This window comes from Akkermansiaceae bacterium (assembly GCA_019634595.1).
Lineage (GTDB): Bacteria > Verrucomicrobiota > Verrucomicrobiia > Verrucomicrobiales > Akkermansiaceae > Luteolibacter.
The window spans coordinates 1-20905 of the sequence record JAHCBC010000001.1; the positions used below are offsets into that span (position 1 = coordinate 1).

At 63.2% G+C, this 20905-nt stretch carries 20 protein-coding genes; 10 read left to right on the forward strand and 10 right to left on the reverse strand.

Annotated features, from left to right (window positions below; all coding sequences use genetic code 11):
* Positions 1 to 156 precede the first annotated feature (156 nt).
* From KF712_00005 to KF712_00020, 4 genes are read right to left on the reverse strand one after another with little or no spacing between them, the layout of a single operon-like run.
* Positions 157 to 657 (reverse strand): hypothetical protein, encoded by a 501-nt coding sequence (locus tag KF712_00005; protein ID MBX3739340.1) that lies wholly within the window; start codon positions 655 to 657, stop codon positions 157 to 159.
* Between the two features lie 58 nt (positions 658 to 715).
* The gene (locus KF712_00010; protein ID MBX3739341.1) at positions 716 to 1180 is read right to left on the reverse strand and encodes a hypothetical protein; all 465 of its coding nucleotides are present in this window, start codon (positions 1178 to 1180) and stop codon (positions 716 to 718) included.
* 26 nt (positions 1181 to 1206) lie between these two features.
* Positions 1207 to 1701, reverse strand: a complete 495-nt coding sequence (locus tag KF712_00015) for a hypothetical protein (protein MBX3739342.1) — start codon at positions 1699 to 1701, stop codon at positions 1207 to 1209.
* Between the two features lie 24 nt (positions 1702 to 1725).
* Positions 1726 to 2424 carry a hypothetical protein gene (locus KF712_00020; GenBank protein MBX3739343.1) on the reverse strand — a complete coding sequence of 233 codons (699 nt, stop codon included), beginning with the start codon at positions 2422 to 2424 and terminating at the stop codon, positions 1726 to 1728.
* A gap of 142 nt (positions 2425 to 2566) precedes the next feature.
* On the opposite strand from KF712_00020, the gene KF712_00025 reads away from it, so the two are divergent.
* Genes KF712_00025 through KF712_00035 form a run of 3 tightly spaced genes read left to right on the forward strand, consistent with a single transcriptional unit; the run spans position 2567 to position 6015 of the window.
* The gene (locus tag KF712_00025; protein ID MBX3739344.1) at positions 2567 to 4000 is read left to right on the forward strand and encodes a circularly permuted type 2 ATP-grasp protein; all 1434 of its coding nucleotides are present in this window, start codon (positions 2567 to 2569) and stop codon (positions 3998 to 4000) included.
* Between the two features lie 45 nt (positions 4001 to 4045).
* A complete protein-coding gene (locus tag KF712_00030) occupies positions 4046 to 5101 on the forward strand; it encodes an alpha-E domain-containing protein (GenBank protein ID MBX3739345.1) in 1056 nt (351 codons plus the stop codon).
* Complete coding sequence (locus KF712_00035; GenBank protein MBX3739346.1) at positions 5098 to 6015, forward strand: transglutaminase family protein; 918 nt, start codon at positions 5098 to 5100, stop codon at positions 6013 to 6015. Before KF712_00030 ends, KF712_00035 begins: the two co-directional genes overlap by 4 nt.
* A 158-nt stretch (positions 6016 to 6173) precedes the next feature.
* Here KF712_00035 and KF712_00040 read toward each other — a convergent pair whose 3' ends face one another.
* Positions 6174 to 6656, reverse strand: a complete 483-nt coding sequence (locus tag KF712_00040; protein ID MBX3739347.1) for a hypothetical protein — start codon at positions 6654 to 6656, stop codon at positions 6174 to 6176.
* A gap of 223 nt (positions 6657 to 6879) precedes the next feature.
* Positions 6880 to 9081 (reverse strand): bifunctional rhamnulose-1-phosphate aldolase/short-chain dehydrogenase, encoded by a 2202-nt coding sequence (locus KF712_00045; protein ID MBX3739348.1) that lies wholly within the window; start codon positions 9079 to 9081, stop codon positions 6880 to 6882.
* A gap of 80 nt (positions 9082 to 9161) precedes the next feature.
* Between KF712_00045 and KF712_00050 the strand changes: the two genes are divergently transcribed.
* The 7 genes from KF712_00050 to KF712_00080 all read left to right on the forward strand — a co-directional run bounded on the left by KF712_00050 (position 9162) and on the right by KF712_00080 (position 16282).
* Entirely contained in the window at positions 9162 to 9926 is a 765-nt protein-coding gene (locus KF712_00050) for a DeoR/GlpR transcriptional regulator (protein ID MBX3739349.1), read from the forward strand.
* Between the two features lie 17 nt (positions 9927 to 9943).
* A complete protein-coding gene (locus KF712_00055; GenBank protein MBX3739350.1) occupies positions 9944 to 10693 on the forward strand; it encodes an endonuclease/exonuclease/phosphatase family protein in 750 nt (249 codons plus the stop codon).
* Positions 10686 to 12167 carry a rhamnulokinase gene (locus KF712_00060; protein ID MBX3739351.1) on the forward strand — a complete coding sequence of 494 codons (1482 nt, stop codon included), beginning with the start codon at positions 10686 to 10688 and terminating at the stop codon, positions 12165 to 12167. Before KF712_00055 ends, KF712_00060 begins: the two co-directional genes overlap by 8 nt.
* Before the next feature lie 197 nt (positions 12168 to 12364).
* Positions 12365 to 13024, forward strand: coding sequence for a TPM domain-containing protein (locus tag KF712_00065; protein MBX3739352.1), 660 nt, complete (start codon positions 12365 to 12367; stop codon positions 13022 to 13024).
* On the forward strand, positions 13021 to 14037 hold the full coding sequence (locus KF712_00070; protein MBX3739353.1) for a hypothetical protein: 1017 nt from the start codon (positions 13021 to 13023) through the stop codon (positions 14035 to 14037). Before KF712_00065 ends, KF712_00070 begins: the two co-directional genes overlap by 4 nt.
* 27 nt (positions 14038 to 14064) lie before the next feature.
* Positions 14065 to 15084, forward strand: coding sequence for a trypsin-like peptidase domain-containing protein (locus KF712_00075; protein MBX3739354.1), 1020 nt, complete (start codon positions 14065 to 14067; stop codon positions 15082 to 15084).
* Positions 15085 to 15220: 136 nt separating this feature from the next.
* The gene (locus KF712_00080) at positions 15221 to 16282 is read left to right on the forward strand and encodes a PDZ domain-containing protein (protein MBX3739355.1); all 1062 of its coding nucleotides are present in this window, start codon (positions 15221 to 15223) and stop codon (positions 16280 to 16282) included.
* A 321-nt stretch (positions 16283 to 16603) separates the two neighbouring features.
* Here the strand turns inward: KF712_00080 and KF712_00085 are convergent, their stop codons facing one another.
* From KF712_00085 to KF712_00100, 4 genes are all read right to left on the reverse strand, one after another.
* A complete protein-coding gene (locus KF712_00085; GenBank protein ID MBX3739356.1) occupies positions 16604 to 16843 on the reverse strand; it encodes a hypothetical protein in 240 nt (79 codons plus the stop codon).
* 24 nt (positions 16844 to 16867) lie between these two features.
* Positions 16868 to 18997, reverse strand: a complete 2130-nt coding sequence (locus tag KF712_00090) for a multicopper oxidase domain-containing protein (GenBank protein MBX3739357.1) — start codon at positions 18995 to 18997, stop codon at positions 16868 to 16870.
* 84 nt (positions 18998 to 19081) lie between these two features.
* Positions 19082 to 19438, reverse strand: a complete 357-nt coding sequence (locus KF712_00095; GenBank protein MBX3739358.1) for a hypothetical protein — start codon at positions 19436 to 19438, stop codon at positions 19082 to 19084.
* Positions 19439 to 19486: 48 nt separating this feature from the next.
* Complete coding sequence (locus KF712_00100; GenBank protein ID MBX3739359.1) at positions 19487 to 20905, reverse strand: deoxyribodipyrimidine photo-lyase; 1419 nt, start codon at positions 20903 to 20905, stop codon at positions 19487 to 19489.

Consider the following 20905-nt stretch of genomic DNA (forward strand, 5'->3'; position numbering starts at 1 on the left):
GGGGAGTTGCGTGCATTTCAAGGGGTAACCTTGCAAGCGGGGGACATTCCCGGAATGGGCGGCACGCGGGGACGGTTTTCGCGGCTTTCCGGATACGGAAGGGCTGTTATTGAGACGGGATTGCAGGCTGGGCTGCGCGGACCTTCCGCCCCGGGATCAACCCTCTGTCCGCCCCTGCCGGGCCAGTTTTTCCGCCCACTTCCGGGAGGTGGTGATCATGCAGATCCCGGCGATGAGGGTGAGGACCGGGATGGTGACATCTTCATAAGGGAATTCCCTCGGCCCCGTTTCGGGGTAGTCGAAGCTGGTTTCGTAGTGAATCAGGGAATGGACGCCGTGGAACGCATCTGAGATCGACGAGAGGGCGAAATACAATCCCAGCCCCACGAACACGGCCGTGTAGAGTTGCTGTGCCGTGATGCCGGACAGCGTGACCCCACGGTCGTCGCCGCGGGCGGCCAGCCGGGCGAGCCAGGGGGACAGCAGCCAGAACACGCCCCCGGCCAGGAGATAGCTGGCGGGGGTGATCAACAGCGGCCAACTGTATTGGGGCTCCCGCATCATCGCCGCGTTGGATATGAGCTGGATCAGCCCGGTGACGATCCAGTTGAGGGCGAAAAGGCGGAGGAGGATCTGGGCGATGCTGGAGATGGGCATATTCCGGGATGTGAGATGATGGGAGCGGAGGAAGCAATCCCCTGCCGTCCGGAGATCGCTACCAAGCACTACGCGACGCATGATGGATGAGCGACTCCCAATCGGGACAGGCACGGAAGAAGATTCCGGGAAACTCGCGCTTCGCCGCTTCTTCGCATGCCATGTAGGGACGGGCATACTCTCCGTCGCCGTAAGTATGAACCTTCGCCAGCGCGACCCAGCCATCCCGATCCCGCGGCGCGCTGGCCACGATGTAAAAGATTTCCGGTGCCACCGTGGACATGGAGAAATACTCCATCTGGTAGGATGTTCCCGCCACTTTTCCAGGAAGGTCCGCTTCCAACTCTCCGGAACCGAGGATCGCTTTCACAAAGCGGCGGCGGTCATCCGGACTGGCGGAGGTGGAAACGACGGCATCCTGTGAAATTACGACAGGCGAAGGCATGTCAGCCAAGGCTGCGACGGGATCCCGGTGCGTGGCGCATCCGGCGGCTCCGATGAAGAGCAAGGGCAGGAATTTCATTCTTTATACGGTCGGGGGATGGGTTCCTACGGCCCGGTGCGCTTCTCCACATGAAAGATCAGGTCGAAATCATCTCCGGTGGGAGGGCCGGGGGTGTGGTTGACCGATCCGTCCGCGCTGAAGCGGATCAGCGTTTCGCCCGGGGCGTTTCCCTTTGGACGCGCCATGGTGGAGTGGGCGCTGGTCTTCGGAAAACTCCGGGTTCTTCCGCCGACGTTGCCGCTTCCGTAAAATAGCTTCCAACGGAAATTCCCCTCATCGGGGGAGAAACAGACAACCGTCACTTTGCTTGTACCTTCCCCGAGCAATGACCCTCCAAAGAGCTCGATCTTCCCGCCCGGGCGGAGGATCGCCAGCCCGGCATTGTCTTTTGCCGTGACGTTCGCAGGTAGGGTGACCTCGAAAATGTAGCCGTCCATGGCTTCGAGCAACTGGCGGTTGCTGAGGGCCGGTTTGTGGTTCTTGTTGCAGCCCGTGACGGACAGGAGCGCGGGGAGGATCAGGAGCAGTGAGTATTTCATAACGGGTTTGGGGAGAGTGGCTTCTCACCATGCAAGCTGCACATTGACGGATTTGGACGAACCCAGGGAAACCAACAGGTCGTGGATCTGTTTTGGTGTCCGGAGAGACGTGGTGGATTGGCTGGAGATTTCCATTGCGGTGAGGGGCGGCGGCAAGACGATGTACAGGCAATGTCCGACGCCTCCTTGATCTGCGGGAGGGCTGGGCGTGTCCGCGATTTCCGTGATCATGGCAGAGGCCTCTTCAAAGGTGATGGCCTGTCCCTTGAAGTAGATGATGCCGTCCGGACTGATCCGGATCTGCCGCGGGCCGGTCATCCGCGACTCGGTGTCCGGTGGGGTGAGATGATTGACAGGTTCTCCGAACGGGGATTTGTCCTTGGGGTGCAGGTCGTTGAGAGTCACCGCGATCTCATCGGGAGCGACCCAGAGGCAATATACATCTTCGGGGCCGAGGCCCTCGTTGTTGTCATTGAAAGTCGCGGTGATGACGTCCGCGCGGTTCCCCGCCGCCGGGTAATGGAGGCGGATGAGGCGCATGTTTCCTTCGTCGAATGTAATGGTTCCCTTGGCGGAGATCTCTTGAATCTGGGTGCCGGTCAATTTGAGCCGGATCGAGGGAACGGTCAGCCGTTGGGAGGCTGGATCGAACGGATACCCATCCGCCCAAGCCGGCGCACAGGCCAGCAGGCATAGGGCGGAAATCAGGAGGGAGAAAGGCATGATGTGATAGCTTCGCCAATCAGTGCGCGGGTGGAAGAAGAATCCGGGATGGCGGAAAGTTTGGCCTTCTCTGGACGCAACTCGAAAACCCAGCGTTTTTTACAGTTGGCCCGGCATCTGCTAACGATTAATTTACAAATCCATGGCAATATTCGAGGGCTACGATCCGGGCGGTTTTCATGACGAGATGTTCGCAGGAAGCGGGGAGGTGAGGCCATACTGCGCCCCCCTTCTCAACAAGATGGACAATCTGAGCGAGAGGGAGTTCCTGGACCGCAAGGCGGCGTCGGAACTCTACTTCGTCCGTCAGGGGATCACCTTCAACGTGTATCATGACAACCGCGGGATGGAGCGCATCTTCCCGTTCGATCCGGTGCCGCGGGTGATTCCGGCGAACGAGTGGGAACTGCTGGAGGCGGGCCTCACCCAGCGGATCATCGCGCTGAACCTTTTCCTGCACGACATCTACCACGACCAGCAGATCCTGAAGGACGGGGTGATCCCGCGCCACTACATCGAGAACGCGAAGCACTACCGCCCGGAGTTCCGCGGCGTGGACGTCCCGGCGGACATCTACATCCACATCTGCGGCAGTGACATGATCAAGGGCAAGGACGGCACCTACTACGTGCTGGAGGACAACGGCCGCTGCCCGTCCGGCGCTTCCTACCTGCTGGAGAACCGCAACGCGCTGAAGCGGGCGTTCCCGGACATCTTCCACACGCTGGGCGTGCGGCCGGTGGATTCCTACCCGCGCGACCTGCTGAACATGCTGCACCACATCTCCCCGCGGCGGGAGGCGGACCCGGTGTGCGTGCTGCTCACCCCCGGCTGCTATAACAGCGCCTACTTCGAGCACTGCTACCTCGCCCGCGAGATGGGCATCGAGATCGTGGAAGGGAAGGATCTGGTGGTGAAGGACAACTTCGTTTACATGCGCACCACCCACGGCCTTGTCCGGGTGGATGTGATCTACCGCCGGATCGACGACGATTTCATCGACCCAACCGTGTTCCGCAAGGACTCCGTGCTCGGCGTGCCGGGACTCATGAACGCCTACCGCGCCGGACACGTGGCCCTCGCCAACGCGGTGGGGACCGGTGTCGCGGATGACAAGGTGACCTACTACTTCGTCCCGCGGATGATCGAATACTACCTCGGCCAGAAGCCGATCCTGCCGAACGTCCCGACTTACCTGGCATCGGAGGAGGCGGACCTGAAGTTCATCCTCGGCCACCTGCCGGAACTGGTGGTGAAGGCGGCGAACGAGTCCGGCGGCTACGGCATGCTCATGGGGCCGTCCGCGACGAAGGAGGAGATCGAGGTGTTCCGGGAAAAGATCATCGCGGACCCGCGCAACTACATCGCCCAGCCGGTGGTGTCGCTCTCCCGTTGCCCGACCTGGTGCGACGGCGCCATCGAGGGCCGCCACATCGACCTGCGTCCCTACATCATCTACGGGGACGAGGTGAAGATCGTGCCCGGCGGGCTGACCCGCGTGGCGCTCACGAAGGGTTCCCTGGTGGTGAACTCCTCCCAAGGCGGCGGCAGCAAGGACACCTGGGTCCTCCGGTAAAAGCAAACCACCCACCCCGACCCCAACCCATTTTCACTTCCGGTCATGCTTTCACGCGTCGCAAACACTCTCTACTGGATGGTCCGCAATGTCGAACGGGCCGACAACCTCTCCCGTCTGATCGACGTCAACCAGCAGCTCCTCCTCGACTTCGAAAGCCTGGACAGCGAGCGGCTCCGCGGCTTCTGGGCCCCCATCATCCAGAGCCTGGGGGAGGAGGAGGCCTTCGAGACCCTCTATGACGAGCCGGGCAGCTCGCAGGTCATCCGTTTCCTTTCCGATGACACACGGAACCCGAACAGCATCGCCTCCTGCATCGCGCAGGCGCGGGAGAACGCCCGCACCATCCGCGACCAGCTCTCCGACGAGCTGTGGGAGGAGCTGAACTCGCTCTACCTTTTCACCCGCTCCACGGAGGCTTCCTTCCTCATCGAGTCGAACCCGCCGAAGTACTACGAGAGCATCCGCCGCGGCGCGGCGACCTTCCTCGGCGTGGCGGCGTCCACGATGGCGCGGAACGAGGCGTGGGAGTTCATCGACATCGGCCGCCAGCTCGAGCGCGCGGACAAGACCACCCGCTTTCTGGACATCACCAGTTACCTGCCGAAGACCGCGGAGGATGAGATCACCTCGCCGGGCATCCTCCACTGGACGGCCATCCTCCGTTCCTGCGGCGCGATGGGTGCGTTCCGCTCCGACCAGCGGGAAATCTCGGCGCGCGGAGTGGTGGATTTCCTGATCTTTTCTCCGGAGTTCCCGCGGTCCATCCGCTTCTGCATCGAGCGTCTCGACGCCAGCCTGCACAAGGTGTCCGGCACACCGCGCGGCACCTTCTCCAATGAGTCCGAGCGCATCGCTGGCAAGCTGCTGGCGGACATCAACTTCAGCTCCACGGATGATGTGTTCAAGGAAGGCCTGCATGGTTATCTGGATGGCCTGCAGACGAAGTTCAACGCCATCGGAGCGGAGATTTTCGAAACCTACGTCCTCCTCCCGGAGCGTGTCACGGAGGCTCCACCGGAGCCGGAGCGCGTGAAGTCCGCCGTCGCCGGCTGGCAGTTTGAACAGCAGCAGCAACAACGGAACAAGGCGCAGCCGTGAACATCATCGGGCAGGATCCCTCCATTCCAGTGGAAAAGGCGGGGGAGGGGGGAGATCTCCGGCGGCATGGGACGACGCTCTCCGTCCTGCACCGCACGACCTTCCACTATCCGTTCCCGGTGACGGACAGCGTGAACACGCTGCATCTGGAGCCGCGGATTTTCCCGTTCCAGCAGACGCTGTCCGCTGTCATCCGGGTGCTGCCCGCCACCCGCCTGCGGCGTTTCACGGATCTGTTCCAGAACATCACCCACCATTTCGAGGTGCCCAACGCGCACTCCAGGCTGGAGATTGAGAGCCGGATCAAGGTGCGCAACCTGCCGCTGGTGATCCCGGAGCAGGTGAAGCAACTGACGCTTCCGGACTACAATGATGCCTCCACGCGGGAACGTGCCTGGCAGTTCCTCCAGGAAAGCCGCTGGGTTTCGAAACATCCGGACGTCTGGAAGCAGGGGGTGGACATCATCTACGGCATCCCGTCCGTCTTCGGCCAGGCGCAGGCCATCATGGAATGGGTGCACCGGGAGTTCCGCTATGATCCCGGGGTGACGACGTCCGGCACCCACCTGGAGGAGGCCTTCCATCTCCGTGCGGGGGTTTGCCAGGACTTCACCCACGTCATGCTCGGCCTGTGCCGCACGCTGGGCATCCCCGCGCGGTATGCCTCCGGGTATCTCTACAATGGCCCCCGGGACAGCCTCATCGGCGCGCAGGCTTCCCATGCATGGTGCGAGGTGTATTTCCCCGGCCCCGGCTGGCTCGGCTTTGATCCCACGAACAACACGCTGGCGGACGAGAGATACGTGAAAGTCGCCGTCGGCAGGGACTACGATGACGTTTCCCCCGTCCGTGGGTCCTACTATGGCACCGGCCACTGCCAGATGGACGTGCAGGTGCTGGTGGAGAAGGTGTAGGCAGCGGAAGTCGTGGGACTTCCGGCTGGGGAGGCCTCAACCATCCCCGCAACTCCGCGACGGACGGATGCCATCCATTCCATCATCTCATCGTGGGATTGTCGGGATCCATCCTGCCGAAGCTCTCACGAGCTTCGCTACGGGGCGGAATCCGGGCGTCAGGTGGATATCCTGAGTGAATAACAGATGCCCCGCCGCCGGTCGATCATCATCCAATCGTATGCGCCGAAGATGTTCGAAATGAGAATGTCTTCATCACTGGCGCCAATCCGCGGCAGGAGATCATCAGGGCAGCCATGATGTTTCAGTTCCCCGCGTCTATCCTCGCTGATGACACCGTTCTTCCATTCCCGGTTTTTGCCGATGGAATCGCGCACCTTTTCCCAGTCCCCTGGATCAAATACATAGACCAGCAGCTTATGCCCGTCCCCGGTCATGCCGAACGACAGTGAATTCTCGACCACCCGGTGGATCTTCGGAAATCCGGCGGATTCCATCTGTGCGATCCGCGCTTCGTCGGGAGGTCCGTCGTAGACCGTCTTGAAGTCCTCGGTCTCTCCGGCCATCCGGATCGCGCCGACGATCTGGAAGATCACGAGCGCCGCGATCATGAAAGCCAGCACCCACCAAGGGTGTAGCAAGGGATTCCACGAGCGGGTCCGTTTTTTACGGTGGGGTGGCATGGTGCGGGATATCCGCCCCCCGGAAAGGGTGGGGCGGATCCGCATCGTGGAGGGCGGAGGAGGGTTTCACGAGAAAAACCGCTGCTGCCATGGGTTCGGCGTGTCAGCCCCACCTTTGACAGGACGGGCCTCATCCGTGTTCCAAAAACGGCGGCCGGTGATCCGCGCCGCCGTTTCCCGATCAGCGCAGGAACGCCTCGTGCAGGCCGCCATCGACGGTGATGACCTGGCCGGTTGTCTTGCTCAGACGGTTGGTGATGAGCAGGAAGTAAGCCTCCGCCTGGTCCGCCGGGGTGATCGGGGCCTTGGTCAGCGTGCGGTCCGCGTAGAACTGGGCCAGTTTGCTGACCAGTGACTCGGTCGCCTCGTCATCCGTGTAGGGGATGTCGTACTTCGCGAGCGAACCGATGACGCGGTCGCGCGGGAACATGGCGGATCCCTGGACGACGGTCGCGGGAGCCACGCCGTTGACGCGCACCAGAGGGGACAGCTCGATCGCCAGCTCGCGGACGAGGTGGTTGGCGGCGGCCTTCGAGGTGTCGTAGGCGAGGGAGCCTTTCTTCGCCACCGCGGCGTTGGCGGAGGTGGTGAGGACGAGGTTGCCCTTGAGGCCTTGTTCCTTCCAGGTCTTCGCGGCTTCGTCGGCGACGAAGTAGGAACCCGTGACGTTGATGTTGAAGGTGAGCGCCCACTTGTCATCCGGGATGTGGCCGGAGGTGTCGCTCGGCACGAAGATGCCGGCGGTCACCGCGATGTGGTCGAAGCCACCGTAAGCGAGGGCCACCTGGTCCAGCATCGCGCGGATGCTGGCGCGGTCCGTGATGTTCGCCGCCAGACCGATGGCCGGGCCGCAGTCGGAAACACCGCTGCCAGCGACGCCGATGCCGAGGCCGTATTTGTCGGTGATTTCCTTCGCCGTCGCCTTCGCCGCATCCTCGTTGAGGTCCACGCAAACGATGTGCGCGCCTTCTTTCACCAGACGGTGCGCGGTTTCCTTGCCGATGCCGGAGCCTGCGCCGATCACGATGATGACCTGGCGGGCCAGTTCCTTCTCGGCGGGCATGCGCTGGAGCTTCGCTTCCTCCAGCAACCAGTATTCGATGTCGAAGGCCTCCTGTTGTGGCAGGGCGATGTATTCGTCGATCGCCTCCGCACCGCGCATCACCTCCACCGCGCAGTTGTAGAACTCGGCGGTCACGCGGGACTCGGACTTGTCCTTGCCCCAAGCGATCATGCCCAGGCCCGGGATCAGCACCACCGTCGGGTTCGGGTCGCGCTGGGCCGGGGAGTTGGAGTGCTTGCAGTTGTTGTAATAGGTCGCGTAGTCTTTGCGGTACTGCTCCAGACCGGCGGCGAGCTTGCTCTTGAGAGCGGCGGCGTCCTCCGTCTGCGGGTTCCAGTCCACGTAGAGCGGCTTGATCTTGGTGCGCAGGAAATGGTCCGGGCAGGAGGTGCCCAGCTCCGCGAGGCGCGGTGCATCCGCGGAGTTCACAAAGCGCAGGATCTTTTCGTCATCCTGGATGGTGCCGATGAACCGCTTCTGCTGGGAAACCTGGCCGCGCAGCCATGGCAGGATCTTCGCGAAGGCGGCGCGTCGCTCCGCTTCGGGAAGGGTCTGGTATTTCCGGCCGCCGAAGGCTTTCTCGTCGCCGCCTTTCGCCTGATACTTGTCCTCGATGTATTGGGCCGCCTTTTCGATGAACTCCAGCGTGCGGATGTAGCACACCTTCTCGTCGTCATCCCAGGAAATGAAGCCGTGCTGGCCCATCATGATCGCCTTCACGCCGGGGTTCGCCTTTTCGATCTCCTGCATCGCCAGGCCCAGCTCGAAGCCCGGGCGCATCCATGGCACGTAGTCCATCTCGCCGCTGAAGATCTCCTTGGTGAGCTGCTGGCAGTTCTTCGACGCGGCGATGGAGATGATCGCGTTCGGGTGCATGTGATCGACATGCTTGCCGCTGAGGAAGGAGTGCAGCGGCGTGTCGATCGAGGACGGACGCGGGTTCAGGTTGAAGGTCGTGTGGGAATACATGCCGACCATCTCATCCTCGGCGGGCGATTTCAGGCCCTTGTCCGCGCGGGCGGCGTAGGGGCCTTGCAGGCCGATGAGCTTGTCCTGGTAGAGGGAGGAGAAATTCTCGCGCTTCGAGGTGCGCAGGTCGCCGCCGGAACCCTTGACCCACAGCACTTCCACATCGCCCCCGGTGAGGGGGTCTTTTTCGATCAGCTTGGAGGAAGTGTTGCCGCCGCCGGTGTTGGTGATGCGCTGGTCCGCACCCAGAATATTCGAGCGGTACACCAGGCGGCCGACGGGATCGAGGGTGGCGGCGTGAGCATCATCCCACGAATAGGAGACGTGCTTGAAGTTTTCGGGTTTGGACATGGCGGTTTGGTTTCGTATTGACGTGAGCGGGATTGGCCCGCAAAACGAAGGAAATCAAGCAAATTCCCACAAATTCCCACATGCTCGCCGCCGAACGACAACGCCGCATCCTCGAAATCGCCCGTAAGAACGGGACGGTGAGGACCACCGAGCTGGCCGGGGACTTTGAGGTCACGGAGGAAACGATCCGCCGGGATCTGGACTTCCTCGCCCGGGTGGGTCATCTGCGCCGCACCCACGGCGGGGCCATGGACTCCACCGTGGCGCTGGGGGAGCTTTCGCTCTCGGAGCGGGAGTCGCGGCAGCTTGAGGAAAAACTGTCCATCGGACGGGAGGCCGCCACCTTGGTGAAAGAAGGGGAGACGCTGCTGCTGGACGCCAGCACGACGGCGCTGGAGTTCGCCTCCCAGCTTCCGGACGGCGTGCCGCTGCGGGTGGTGACGTATTCCATCGCGGTGGTGGAACGCCTCGCCACACGGGAAGCCATCGAGCTGATCGAGCTGGGCGGTACCTACGAGCGCCGCGGGCGGAGATTTTCCGGCATGCTGACGGAGGCCGCCCTGCGGATGCTGCGCATCGACCGTTTCTTTTTCTCCGGCGGCGGCTTCGACCCGAAGCTGGGCATCGGCGAGCCGAATCCGGACCAGGCGCGCTTCAAGAGAGCCATGCTGGAACATGCGGAGTGGTCCTGCGCCCTGATCGACTCCACCAAGCTCGGCGCGCCCACCGACCACTTCTTCGCGAAGCCGGATGAACTGCACGCGATGATCACGGACAAGGGCGGCAGATCCTACGCGAAGAAGCATCTCATCACGCCTCCCTACGAACTGCACTTCGGGAAATGACGCCCGCATCCGCTGAGATGAAATGCCTCCTTTGGAACGTGGAGTGGGCTCCACCGGGTTCCGTGCGGGGGGATTTGATCCGTCGGGAAATCCAGGCATCCGCCGCGGATGTCGTCTGCCTGACGGAGACGGAGCATGATTTCCTCCCTGCCGGGCATCTCATCGCGGCGGACGCGGACTATGGCTACAGCCACTCCGGCGGACGCAGGAAAGTCGTGCTCTGGAGCCGACAGCCATGGAGCGATGTGGACGTCACAGGGGATGAGTCCATGCCGGGCGGAAGGTTTGTTTCATGTATCACCGGCGGCATCCGCTTCGTGGGTGTGTGCATCCCGTGGAAGGACGCCCATGTCAGGACCGGCAGGTGTGACCGGAGGCCGTGGGAGGACCACATCAGCTATTGCCACGGTCTTGCGCGCGTCGTCCGGCGGTATGCCGGGGACGGGATGCCCGTCTGTCTCCTGGGCGACTACAACCAGCGGATCCCGCGGGTCAACCAACCGCCGGAAGTGTCCGCCGCGTTGATGGATGCCATCCCAAACGGTTTCTCGGTGTCCACGGCGGGTCTTGAAGATGCGGAGGGTCACAAGCTCATCGACCACATCGCCACCACGGCGGATCTCACGGTGACCATCGACCGCCTGCTGCCGCGCACCGGCGGCGACGGCACCCGCCTGACGGACCACACCGGCATTCTGGCCACTCTGGTGCCATCACTCTCCGCCAGGTCCGGCGCTCCACTTTCCCATCATCAATCCCATGTCTGAAAAAGTCTTCATCGCCGTTGATCTCGGAGCTGGCAGCGGCCGTGTGATCGCCGCCCGCACGGACCTCTCGAAGCTCGTGCTGGAGGACGTGCATCGTTTCGACAATCCGGGCACGGAACTCCCTTCCGGCTCGTATTGGAACATCGTCGGCCTTTACCGGGACATCCTCGAAGGGCTGCGCCGCGCGGTGGAGAAATACGGCGACCGCATCGTCTCCATCGGCATCGACACCTGGGGCTGCGACTTCGGCCTCATCGATGCGGACGGAGAGCTGGTGGGAATGCCGCACCAGTACCGGGACGCCCGCTTCGAGGGCATGGCGGAGGTGATGCACGGGTTGATGCCGGAGGAGGAGATTTTCGCCCACACCGGCATCAAGACGAACTTCTACAACACCTCCCTGCACCTGCTCGCGGAGCGGCGCAGGAACAGCCCGGGCCTGCTGCACGCGGACCGCATCCTGTTCGTGCCGGACCTGCTGGCCTACTGGCTCACCGGGGTGAAGGCGTGCGAGAAAACGGTGGCCTCCACCTCCCAGCTCATCGACCCCGCCACGGGCGACTGGGCCTGGCCGGTGATCCGGGCGCTGGACCTGCCGGAGCGGCTTTTCGGCCCGCTGGTGGAGCCGGGCACCGTGCTCGGCCCCGTCCGGGAGGAAGTGGCCGCCTTCATCGGAGCTACTGGCATTCCCGTAGTGGCCGCCGCCTGCCATGACACGGCGGCCGCCGTGACGGGCATCCCCATGGGCCGGGAGGACCTGTGGCTTTCCTCCGGCACCTGGTCCATCATGGGCATCGAGTCGGACACCGCCATCACCAGCGGCAAGGCGCTGGGCTATGGTTTCTGCAATGACTTCGGCGTCGGCGGGGACATCCATTCCCTGAAAAACATCGCCGGGCTATGGCTCATCCAGGAGTGCAAGCGGCAGTGGGCGCTGGACGGAGAAAGCCTCGGCTACGCCGAAATGGCGGAGCTGGCCGAAAAGGCGGAGCCTTTCACCGCGTTCATCGATCCGGACGACATCGTCTTCGCCAGCCCCGGCCAGATGCCGGACAAGATCCGCGAATGGTGCCGCAGGACCGGCCAGACCGTGCCGGAGAGCAAGGGCGCCGTGCTGCGCGTCGCCACGGACTCCCTCGCGCTGAAATACCGGGTCGTCTTCGAGCGCTTCAAGTGCCTCACCGGCCGGGAGTTCGCGTCGCTGCGGGCCGGTGGCGGCGGCATCCAGAACGAGGCGCTCAGCCAGGCCACCGCGAACGCCCTCGGGATCAAGGTTGTGGCAGGACCGGTGGAGGCGACCTCCTGCGGGAACATCATCACCCAGATGGTCGGTATGGGCGTCCTGCCGGACTTCACCGCCGGCCGTGAACTCATCTCACGTTCGTTCGGATTCAAGACCTTCGAGCCGTCCGGCAAGGAGGAATGGGACGCCGCCTACGCGAGGTTCCGGGAGGTGATCGGGCTGAAATCTTAGGCTGTGTCACAGCCGGGAGGATATCGGGTGCCGTTCCACATGGAGATCAATCAAGGCATCGTCCTGTTGGAGGATGAAATTCCCTTCGTGGGCGTCCGCGATGCTCCTCCCATCGGGATTCTCCCGTCGGGTGTCTGTCGCTTTCGCTTTGACCTTTCGCGGATTGTTATTTAAGGAATCCGTGGTAACTGCCCGAAATGAAGTGTCCCCGCTGCGTTCAACGAATCCACCGAGCGGCGCAGTCGTGTCCTCATTGCGGATTCTCGCTGGCGGATGCGGACGCGCATTTCGGGGAGGATGAGGTCACGCTCCGCAGCCTCACGGATGCGGCGGGGCTGCTGCGGCGTGGAGGCCGGCGGAAGGTGGAGGCGGCGATGGAGGAAATCGGCCGGCGTTTCCCGCAGGTTTTCGTGGCGGTCTATACCGGGCCGCTGGGGGAGGTGGCGAACATCCGCCAGTTCGGCTTCTGGATGTTGAACCGGGCGGCCTTTGAGGATGTACCCGTCGGCAAGCCGAACGAGGCGGGGATTCTTTTCACGATCGATCCGGAATCAAAGGCTGCCGGGGTGACCTTCGGCTACCTGCTGGATCCCTACCTGGAGGAGGCGGACACGTTCGACTGTCTTTCCCGCGCGCATTCCCACTGGCTCGACGGGCGGTATGCGGACGGTCTGGTGAAGGCCATCCGCCATCTGGGGACGATTCTGGCGAAGCGCAGCCGCCAGGCGCGGCGTGATCCGGAGAAATTCGAACGCAAGGTGCTGCCACCGCCGCAGATGGGGGATCTGGTCCGCAGGATCCGGTCCGGGCACCGCGTCCCGGAAGAACAGCCGGTGGTGGAGGAGGTGGAGAAGTGAGATTCCTTCCGTTCCTCGCGCTGGCGGCCGCCTCTTTTGCCCATGCTTCCGCCCTCCAGATGCCATCCTGGAAAGACGATGAGCGCAAAGCCTTCGAGGAAGCGGGCGGCATATTACGGAGTTTCATTCTGGCTGATGAGCCTGAGCCTGCTCCGGAATCCACCCTGGATGTGGAGAAACCGAAGGGGGATGAGGTGACCAAAGACCCTCTCCGGTCATCGGAAATCCCCGAAAAATTCCTCACCGCCTACTTCGCGGAAAAGCCCGCCGAATTTCTGGTGGATCCGCAGGGATTGCTGAGCCTGAAGGACTACAAGGACCGCCTTGGATTCCTGAAGTATCACGCGGGTGACTCATCCATCGACTTCTTCGTCTATGTCTTCGGCGGGGAGCAGGAAATCCCCGGTGAAGTCCGCGCGGAGGAAACGGTGGAGCGTCTTTTCACCACCGGCCGGCCCGCCGTGGTCGTGTTCTATTTCCTGGGGGCGCCGCAGCGTTCCGCCATCCATCTCAGTCCGTTCCTGACGGAATCGGTCTCCGCGGCGGACCAGCGCCGCGCCCTCCAGAGTTCCGTCATGTCGGCTTTTGAGAAGCTGAACACCACGGACCAGCTCGATGCGTTCTCCGTCCAGATGTCCATCCGCATCTACTGGATGGAGCGGATGCTGGGCGGAGGGGCATCCCCGGACGAAGTTCCCGTCGTCTCCCATCGCCCGGTGGCCAAAAAAGCGAAAGCACCCTCCACGCTGGAAATCTGGAAGGAACAGGCGGTGATCTGGGTGGAGGAATGGTGGGGTGGAGCGGCCTTGCTGCTGGGTACGGGGCTGCTGGTTTCATCCTTCGTCGCCTGGATGAGATCCAGGGTGAGGTTCCGGTTCCCTGATCTGGAGGTGGAACCCCGCCTGGGTGGGGACCATGCGGCAGGGGTGGGGGCGGTGATTTCCTTCGCCAGCGCGGCTCTGCCGCCCGCATCCCAGAAGGATCAGGTGCCGGACTACCTGCGGCGCGCCTGAATCCTGCAATTCCCCTTGTTGCGGAAAGTGCGGGATCTGCCTAACGTATCGCAGTTCATCCCGATGTTCCGGTCCGCTTCCCGTCTGTTCCTCCTGCTGTGCGTGTCCACGTTTCCCGTGGATGCCCAGCCTTTCCATTTCAATGAAAAGAAGGCACCCGAGAACCTGCAGGACATCGAAGCGATCCAGAAGGCCCTGATCTCCGCACTGCAAAAGGCGCGCGACGCGACGGTGTGCATCGACATCGGCGATGGCAGCGGGAGCGGTGTCATCATCTCCGCGGACGGGCTGGTGCTGACCGCCGCCCACGTGAGCACCGGTGTGGGGAAAGAGGTCACCGTCATCATGGAGGACGGACGGAAGCTGAAGGCGGAGACGCTGGGCCTGGTGGCGGATGTGGACGCGGCGATGGTGAAGATCACGGAGAAGGGGCCTTTCCCGTTCGCGCCGCTCGGCAAGGATGACACCCCGAAGCTGGGCGACTGGGTGTTTTCACTCGGCCATTCCGGCGGCTTTGACAAGGAACGCGGTTCGGTCGTGCGTCTCGGGCGGCTGGTGCGCATCGCGAACTCGACCATCCAGACCGACTGCGCGCTGATCGGCGGTGACTCCGGCGGTCCGCTGTTCGACATGTCCGGAAAGGTGATCGGCATCCACTCCCGTGTCGGGGAGCAGTTGCAGGTGAACATGCATGTTCCGCTGAAGGAGTTCACCAACAACTGGGATGGCATGCTCCGGTCCGAGTTCATCGGGGAGGGACCCTTTGCCCAGAAGCCGGAGAAGGGCAGCGGCCTGCTGGGCGTTGCGACGGAAGCGCGGTCCGCAGGAGGGCTCAAGGTGCTGAAGGTCGGCAGGGAGACACCCGCCGAGAAAGCCGGCATCAAGGAAGGGGATGTGCTCCTGAAATTCAACGGCACCGCGCTGGAGAAGCGCGAGCAGCTCCAGGAACTGATCAAGGAAATGGCCGCCGGGGACAAGGTGGAGATCGAGGGGCTGCGCGGAGGCAAACCACAAACTTTCAAACTGAAACTCGGTGAACGCAATTGATGGCCTGCTGGGATATGTGGCTGCGGCGTCCCGCCGCAGGCCGTGGCGATGGCGTCCCGCCGTCGCTTTGGAGAGCGCCGGGTGGTGGTTATCGGGCCGGACAGCAAGCATCGTGATGTGCGATATGGATAACAAGATGGCAACGGTCTCGGTAAGGAAACATTGCGGCGGGACGCCACAATCACGGCCTGCGGCGGGACGCCGCAGCCACAGTTCGGTGTTCCAACAGGCTGTCAGGTGTTTTCTGCTCGCCGCGCTGCTGCTGCCTGCCACCTCCCATGCTTTCCAGTCGCTGGAGTCCGCCTACCGCCGGACCGGACCGGCGGTGACCTCCGTTTTCGACGCCCAGCGCCAGATCCTCCAGCAATCCAGCGCCGTGATGCTCAGCGGGCGGAAGGAGATCGCCTACGGTGTGGTCATCTCACCGGACGGCTACATCCTCACCAAGGCCAGCGAGATCGCCGGAACCGCGAATCTTTCCGTGAGGGTGGACGCGCAATCCTACCCGAATGCAAAAGTTGTGACCGTGGATGACGCATGGGACGTCGCGCTGGTGAAGGTGGATGCCTCCGGGTTGACTCCGGTGGACTACGCGCCCTCCGGCGATATCCCGCAGGGGAGCTGGGTCATCGCCAACGGAGCCACCAGCCTGAAGGCACGGCGCGCGCTGGTCGGCATCGTCAGCGCGAAGATCCGCCCCATCCCGGCGGGAGGGGGGAATCTCGGCGTCGCGTTCAAGGAGGACGCGGACGAGGTGCTGGAGATCGCGGATCTGGCGGAGGACGGAGCCGCCGCGAAGGCGGGTATCAAGAAAGGCGACATCATCGTCGCGATCAATGGCAAGGCCGTGGTGAAATTCGACGAGGTTTCAGAGGCGCTGAAGGATCACAAGCCCGGCACGGTGGTGCAGGTCACCTACCAGCGGAAGGAGGTGGACGAGACGGTGGACGTGACGCTGGATCCCGGCCCGGTCACCCGGAATGACATGATGAGCGGCGCCTACTCCGACCGCCGCAGCGGCTTCCCGCGGGTGATGCAGCACGACATCATCGGCGACAAATCGATTGTCGGCGGTCCTTTGCTGGGCCTGGACGGGAAGTGCGTGGGGATGAACATCGCCCGCGCCAACCGCGCGGAGAGCTTCGCGATCCCGGTGGAGGACCTGAAGGCCCTCGCGGCGCGGCTGATGAAGAAGTGATGTGGCTGGACCATCTTGGCCCAGGCCGTTGCCGGGGCATCATCTTCCGTAGCGGAATGGCTGCGCCATTACGGCTGGGTGGATGGGTGGCGTCCTGCGAGCCCGGTGCGTCATGGATGGCACCCTCTCCGTGCGGAGTTGTGGAGAGAAAGGAGGATTTTCCCAGCCGTCGTGGCGCAGCCACGCCGCTACTCCGGTAGCGGGCCCGGTGGGCATGTCCGGCGACGTTCTGCCAAGGTGGCTACCAATGAATTCGGGAAAGACCGGGGCAGGATGCCCCGGCAACGGCCTGGGGCGGGACGCCCCAGCCACTGTGGCGGCTCAGAGTTTCTTCAGATACTTCTCCGGGTTTTTCTCGAACTTGCCGATGCAGGGTTTGCAGCAGAATTTCACCTCCTGGCCGTCATAGACCTTGGTGATGACCCGACCCATCGAGCCGAGCTTGTTGTCGGAGACGATGCAGATGTCCTTGGTGTAGGGTTTGGTTTTCGCCGGGGCGGCGGTGACGCCGGAGAGTCCGGAGAAGAGGGCGAGTGCGATGATGCTGATGGTCGTTTTCATGATGTTTGGTTTTCGTTTGGTGGTTCAGAAGCGGAATTGGAGGCCTCCGCCGAAGCCGTATTCGGAATGGTATTGGGAGATGAGGGAGAGCTGCTTGTTGAGCGTCCAAGCCGCACCGGTCGTCCACTCCCATTCGCTGCCGGTGTCAGACTGGACTTCCGCGAAGACGTTCAGCCGGTCGGTGATCTGGAGCGACTTGCCCAGCCCCACCCGGACGTCCCCTTCGGAGTCGATCTGGACGGTGCTGTCGATCAGGTAGGGGAGCCGGTATTCCACACCGGCGAAGGCACGGTCCGCCTCCCCGTCATGGTTGGTGAAGCGCCAGCCCAGCACGGTGGAGAGATTGGGATCGAAGTAGCGCTTCCAGCCGACCTCGGCCTCATAGGCGAACTCATCCCGCCAACCCATCTCCCACGCGGCGAAGAAGTCGTTGTAGGAATTCATCACCGTGAACTGCCCCTCGCTCATGTGGGACTGGATGGAACCGTCCACGAACATGAAAAGCGGGTCATGGTCATGGCCTCCGGCGTGCGGTTGGTGGTCTGCGGTTCCGCCAGAAGCGGTGATCAATGAGGACGCGGGGACACAGCATTCGTCCGTGCAGATCACATCCGTGCCGGGCTTGAGTTTTCCCTGGGGCGGGGGAGTCCAGTTCTGGTCCTGATAGGCGAAGATGCGCGTCATGCCCGCGTGCATGTGGTAGAGCAGGTGGCAGTGCAGCAGCCAGTCGCCGGGGTTGTCCGCGTGGAACTCCACGGTGCGCTTGCCCATCGGCGGCACGTCGATGGTGTGCTTCAGCGGCGCGTCTTTTCCCTGTCCGGCCAGCACGCGGAAGAAGTGGCCGTGGAGGTGGATCGGGTGGTGCATCATCGTGTCATTGATGAACTCCATGCGGATGACCTCGCCCTTCTTGATCGGGATCACGCCATCCTGCGCGTAGGTCTTCCCGTTGAAGGACCAGATGTAACGCTCCATGTCGCCGGTCAGGCGCAGCTCGATCGTGCGGCGGGGCAGGGTGGCGGGAAAATCCGTCGGGTGGACGGCGCGGAGCCGTGAGTAGGGGGGCAGAGGACGTTCCGCCTCTTCAGGCTCGTGGCCGGCTGGCATGTCATCCATGTCCATTTCGTCCATGGCGGCCATCAGGTGGTGGTCCATGCGGTAGTTGTCCGGACGCGGGATGTCGGGAGCGGCATGCCGGTCACCTTCACCCAGAAAGACGGAGGCATGGCCGGAGCCGTCCTGTGCTGTGGCACGCACCTCCCATTCGCCGGAGGCGGGGATCTTCACGATGACATCATAGGTTTCCGCCATCCCCACCAGCAGGCGCTTCACTGAGATGGGCCTGACAGGTGGTCCGTCCGCCGCGACGATCCGCAGCGGCCCGGTGGCGGAGTGCAGGTAGAAATACGTGGACGCCCCCGCGTTGATGAAGCGCAGGCGCACCGTTTCGCCCGGCTTCCCCGGGAGGTGGATGGCCCGCTTTCCATTCGCCAGGAAGGCGTCGTAGGCGACGTCGGAAATGTCCATGGCGGGCATCCGGGAGCGTTCGCGGTCGAAGAAGTCGCGGAGCGCCCCGGCCTTCGCCGCGCCGGTCAGGCTCTGGATGGAGCCTTTCTTCAGCTCATACCATTCCGTGCCGCGGCGCAGGGAACGCATCACCTCGTCCGGACTCTCCGTGGTCCAGTCGGACAGCACCACCACGTGGTCGCGGTCCGCTTTCACCGGTTCTCCTCCCGCGGGAGCGACCACGATGGAACCGTACACCCCCTCCTGCTCCTGCAGGTGGGTGTGGCTGTGGTACCAATATGTGCCGGAGTGCGGAAGCTTGAACTCGAAGGTGTGCGTGCCGCCCGGCTGGATGGGAGGGGTGGTCACATGCGGGACTCCGTCCTGCGCGACGGGCAGGACGATGCCGTGCCAGTGGACGGAGGTTTCCTCCTTCGTCATCCGGTTGTGGACGCGGATGCGGGCGGTGTCCCCCTCGCGGAAACGCAGGGTGGGACCGGGGATGCCGCCGTTGACGGTGATGGCGGACACGGGTTTCAGCCCGTCGCCCGGAGTCCAGTTCTCACGGCGGATCTCAAGGTCGTATTCAACGACGCGGGCTTGGAGGCCCAGGGTGGATATCAGTAAAAGTAGGAAGATGGTTTTCATGATCGTGATGAAGTGATGCTCCCGGGAAATCGGGCGCATGGGGGATGGAAGCCACGGCGGAAAGTCCGTGGATCGCCCGCTTCATCAGATCAGAAAACGCTGCAACACCGCCAGCCGCAGCCGGGGTGGGCCGGTATCGAAGACCGGAGCGGGTGAGGGAATCACCGTGCGGTCCGCCAGCAGCACTGGAAGCGCTGCTCCCGGAAGGGGTGGGAGAGTGGCGGAAAAAAGGGCGGGAAGGGGCGTGTCTTTTTCCGCCACCTTCTGGTGCTTCGCCGTGGTGCAGGCGCAGACGCTTTCCTTTTGCTCCTTCGGCTTCTTGCTTCCACAGCAGGAATGCTCCGCCTGCTTCACGGGCTGGGTCATGCCCAGGCAACAGCAGGCCGGACCCGCGATGAATATCGCGAGCATCACGGCGATGATGCAGCGGAATCTGTGCATGTTCCTGACGGTGGGAGTACCGGGAAGTCCGGTTATTCCCCGGAAAGATTACCCACGTTTCTCCCGATGTCGCTTGAAAATTTCCAGCGTCCGCTCCCGCTCCGTCTTGTGATCCACGATGGGGGCGGGATAGCCCGGTGCCACGGACCCGCCGTCCTTTGGCGGAGTGTGGAGATTTTTCGCATCCACGGACGCCAGTTCCGGCACCCACCGCCGGATGTAGTCTCCGTCCGCATCATAGCGCGCGGCCTGGGACCATGGATTCTGGATCCGGAAGTAGGGCGCGGCGTCCGCCCCGGTCCCCGCCGACCACTGCCAGCCGCCGTTGTTCGAGGCGATCTCGCCGTCCGTCAGGTGCTGCATGAAGAACGACTCCCCGAGCCGCCAGTCGATGTGCAGGTCTTTGGTGAGGAACATCGCGGTGATCATCCGCACGCGGTTGTGCATGAATCCGGTCGCGAGCAGCTCGCGCATGCCCGCATCCACGATGGGGAAGCCGGTGCGGCCTTCCTTCCATGCCTGGAAGTTTCCACCCGGTTCCGCCCACCACAGTCCCCGCCAGTCCGGGTTGAACTCCTTGTCCAGCACCTCCGGGAAATGGTGGAGGATGGCGAAGTAGAACTCCCGCCACGCCAGTTCCTTGATGAAGACGTCGATGCCTTTCCTCCCGGCGGGCTTCGCCGCGGTGCGGGCTTTCATCGCCTCCGCATACAGCGTGCGGATGGAAATAAGGCCGAACCTCAGATCCTGGGAGAGACGGCTGGTTCCGGCCCGTGCGGGGAAATCGCGGTTCGCTTCATAGTCGCAGACCCTTTCTTCCAGCGCCGTGCGCATGCGCCGCCGGGCCGCTTTTTCTCCGGCGGGCACAAGATCCGCGGAGGGCGCCTCCAGATTCCAGAAGGATACCCCGGGCAGTTCCAGGGACCGGATGCCCTGTGGGGTTTCCAGGGAGGAGGGGGCGGCCAGTGGCGCGGGCTTGGCCAGTCCCAGCCAGTTCCGGCTGTAGGGGGTGAAGACTTTATAAGGGGCACCGGTCTGCGTGAGCACCTCATCCGGGTGGTGCAACGCCACGTCATCAAAGGCATGGAAACCGATCCCGACCCGGGTGCAGAGGGAGCGCAGCCGTTTCTCCGTCTCCTTCCCGTGCGGATCGGGATCCTTGTTCAGGTAGATCGCACCGGCTCCGGTTTCCGCGATCAGGCTTTCCAGTTCCTCAATGGGATCACCTTTCCGGAGGATCAACTTTCCGGAAACGGACTCCACTGCTTCCGCCAGCCCTGCCAGACAATCGCAGAGGAACTGCTGCCGGTTCGGACCTGTCCATGAGTGTTGCCCTTTCCAAGTGGAAAGCACAAAAACAGGGACCACCGGCATGCCGGTCGCCGCCGCCCGGTTCAAGGCGGTGTTGTCCGCCAGCCGCAGATCGCGGCGGAACCAATGGATGACGCACTTTCCGTTCAGGGGCAT

Coding starts and splice junctions, on each gene's coding strand:
- KF712_00095 (MBX3739358.1), bottom strand. CDS start 19,438: ATGCACAGATTCCGCTGCATCATCGCCGTGATGCTCGCGATATTCATC.
- KF712_00025 (MBX3739344.1), top strand. CDS start 2,567: ATGGCAATATTCGAGGGCTACGATCCGGGCGGTTTTCATGACGAGATG.
- KF712_00050 (MBX3739349.1), top strand. CDS start 9,162: ATGCTCGCCGCCGAACGACAACGCCGCATCCTCGAAATCGCCCGTAAG.
- KF712_00080 (MBX3739355.1), top strand. CDS start 15,221: ATGGCAACGGTCTCGGTAAGGAAACATTGCGGCGGGACGCCACAATCA.
- KF712_00010 (MBX3739341.1), bottom strand. CDS start 1,180: ATGAAATTCCTGCCCTTGCTCTTCATCGGAGCCGCCGGATGCGCCACG.
- KF712_00060 (MBX3739351.1), top strand. CDS start 10,686: ATGTCTGAAAAAGTCTTCATCGCCGTTGATCTCGGAGCTGGCAGCGGC.
- KF712_00030 (MBX3739345.1), top strand. CDS start 4,046: ATGCTTTCACGCGTCGCAAACACTCTCTACTGGATGGTCCGCAATGTC.
- KF712_00045 (MBX3739348.1), bottom strand. CDS start 9,081: ATGTCCAAACCCGAAAACTTCAAGCACGTCTCCTATTCGTGGGATGAT.
- KF712_00055 (MBX3739350.1), top strand. CDS start 9,944: ATGAAATGCCTCCTTTGGAACGTGGAGTGGGCTCCACCGGGTTCCGTG.
- KF712_00085 (MBX3739356.1), bottom strand. CDS start 16,843: ATGAAAACGACCATCAGCATCATCGCACTCGCCCTCTTCTCCGGACTC.
- KF712_00065 (MBX3739352.1), top strand. CDS start 12,365: ATGAAGTGTCCCCGCTGCGTTCAACGAATCCACCGAGCGGCGCAGTCG.
- KF712_00020 (MBX3739343.1), bottom strand. CDS start 2,424: ATGCCTTTCTCCCTCCTGATTTCCGCCCTATGCCTGCTGGCCTGTGCG.
- KF712_00090 (MBX3739357.1), bottom strand. CDS start 18,997: ATGAAAACCATCTTCCTACTTTTACTGATATCCACCCTGGGCCTCCAA.
- KF712_00005 (MBX3739340.1), bottom strand. CDS start 657: ATGCCCATCTCCAGCATCGCCCAGATCCTCCTCCGCCTTTTCGCCCTC.
- KF712_00100 (MBX3739359.1), bottom strand. CDS start 20,905: ATGCCCCTGAACGGAAAGTGCGTCATCCATTGGTTCCGCCGCGATCTG.
- KF712_00015 (MBX3739342.1), bottom strand. CDS start 1,701: ATGAAATACTCACTGCTCCTGATCCTCCCCGCGCTCCTGTCCGTCACG.